This is a genomic window from Actinomycetospora sp. (assembly GCF_055612215.1).
Map to the genome: position 1 here is coordinate 1 of NZ_JBVPVA010000021.1, position 1,238 is coordinate 1,238.

General features: G+C 73.0%; 1 protein-coding gene. It reads right to left on the reverse strand.

Annotated features, from left to right (window positions below; translation table 11 throughout):
* On the reverse strand, positions 1-1,217 hold a 1,217-nt coding region (locus tag AC0CYZ_RS00465; RefSeq protein ID WP_472210949.1), incomplete at its 3' end, for a PhoH family protein.
* Positions 1,218-1,238 lie beyond the last annotated feature (21 nt).

A 1,238-nucleotide genomic window follows, 5' to 3' on the forward strand; every position in this document is an offset into this window, starting at 1 on the left:
GTCCCGAGCCGGGAGAGCACCGTGAGGAGCACGTTGCGCTCGAGCGACTGGGCCTCGTCGACGATGACGAACGCGTCGTGCAGCGACCGGCCGCGGATGTGGGTCAGCGGGAGCACCTCGAGCATGCCCCGCTCGATGACCTCCTCGACGACGTTGGTCGAGACCAGCGCCCCGAGGGTGTCGAAGACCGCCTGCGCCCAGGGCGCCATCTTCTCGTTCTCGCCGCCGGGCAGGTAGCCGAGGTCCTGGCCCCCGACGGCGTACACCGGCCGGAACACGACGATCTTGCGGTGCTGCTGGCGCTCGAGGACCGCCTCGAGGCCGGCGCACAGCGCGAGGGCGCTCTTGCCGGTGCCCGCGCGGCCGCCCAGCGACACGATCCCGATGTCGGGGTCGGTGAGCAGGTCGATCGCGATGCGCTGCTCGGCGGAGCGGCCGTGCAGCCCGAAGACGTCGCGGTCGCCGCGCACGAGGCGCACCTGCTTGTCCGGGGTGACCCGCCCGAGCGCGGACGAGCCCCCGCCGAGCAGGCGCAGGCCGGTGTGGCACGGCAGCTCACGGGCCGCGTCGACGTCGGTGACGCCCTCGGCGAAGAGGTCGGTGATCTCGTGGTGGTCGGCCGCGACCTCGGTCATGCCGGTCCAACCGGAGAGCACGACGTCCTGGGCGTGGTACTCGTCGGCGGGCAGGCCCACGGCGGCGGCCTTCACCCGCAGCGGCATGTCTTTGGTGACCAGGGTGATGGTCAGGCCGTCCCGCGCGAGGTTGGCCGCGCACGCGAGGATGCGGGAGTCGTTCTCCGCGGTCCGGAAGCCGGCCGGCAGCACCGACGGGTCGGTGTGGTTGAGCTCGACGTGCAGCGTGCCGCCCTCGGGCGTGATCACGATCGGCTCGTCCAGACGGCCGTGCGTGATGCGGAGGTCGTCGAAGAGGCGCAGGGCCTCCCGGGCGAACCACCCCAGCTCCGGGTGGTGGCGCTTGCCCTCGAGCTCGGAGATGACGACGAGGGGGACGACGACGTCGTGCTCGGCGAAGCGGGTGGGGGCCCACGGGTCGCTGAGCAGGACGGAGGTGTCGAGAACGTAGGTGGTCCGGGCCCGCGGGGCCGGTGACGGGGTGTGGCCAGGGGCTCGGTCCGCGTCCACGGAGGCTGGCTCCGTGGAGAGGGGGACGCTGCCGGACACCGACGGGGGACGCTGGGCGTGCTCTGCGCTCACGGCTACTCCCTCGGCGATCGC